At 69.1% G+C, this 716-nt stretch carries 1 protein-coding gene; it reads left to right on the top strand.

Going from position 1 to position 716, the window contains the following annotated elements; all coding sequences use genetic code 11:
* Positions 1-716: Xaa-Pro peptidase family protein (locus tag G7A99_RS22935; protein ID WP_163144339.1), on the top strand; the 716-nt coding region annotated here is incomplete at both ends.

Raw genomic sequence — 716 nt, 5'->3', positions numbered from 1 at the left:
GGGCGCCTGCGCCGGCTGCGCGAGATGATGGCGGAGAAGGGCTACGCCGCCGTGGTGCTCTTCGACCCGTACAACCAACGCTACGCCACCGGCTCGCGCAACATGTTCGGCTACTTTCTGCGCAACTCCACGCGTTACATCTACGTGCCTCAGGAAGGCCCGGTGATCCTGTTCGAGTACCCGGGCAGTGCCCACGTCTCCACCTGGCTGGAGACCATCGACGAGTCGCGCACCTCCAAGGTCGTGTGGTCGGCGGTGAACCAGCGCGACAACCTCAGCGCCGACCCCTTCGCCCGCGAGATCGCCGACCTGGTGCGCGCCCACGGCCGCGGCAACGTCCGGGTCGGGCTGGACCGCTGCTCTCACCTGCTCGCCCTCAACCTCGAGGCCCAGGGTCTGGAGGTGGCCGACTGCATGCAGGACACCCTGCACTGCCGGCGGCTGAAGACCCGTGAGGAGATCGCCTGCCTGGCCCAGTCGATGGCCGCGAGCGAGGCCGCCGTGGCATCGGTGGAACGCGGCATCCACCCCGGCGTCACCGAGACCGACCTGTTCGCCACCATGTACGGCGAGGTGATCCGCGGCGGCGGCGAGTTCATCGAGACCCGGCTGCTCTCCTCCGGGCCGCGGACCAACCCGTGGTTCAACGAGGCCAGCGACCGCGTGATCCGCCCCGGAGAGCTGGTGGCCCTGGACACCGACACCATCGGCTGCAA

This window comes from Arhodomonas sp. KWT (assembly GCF_010993615.1).
This window is presented reverse-complemented; position numbering and strand designations above follow the sequence as displayed.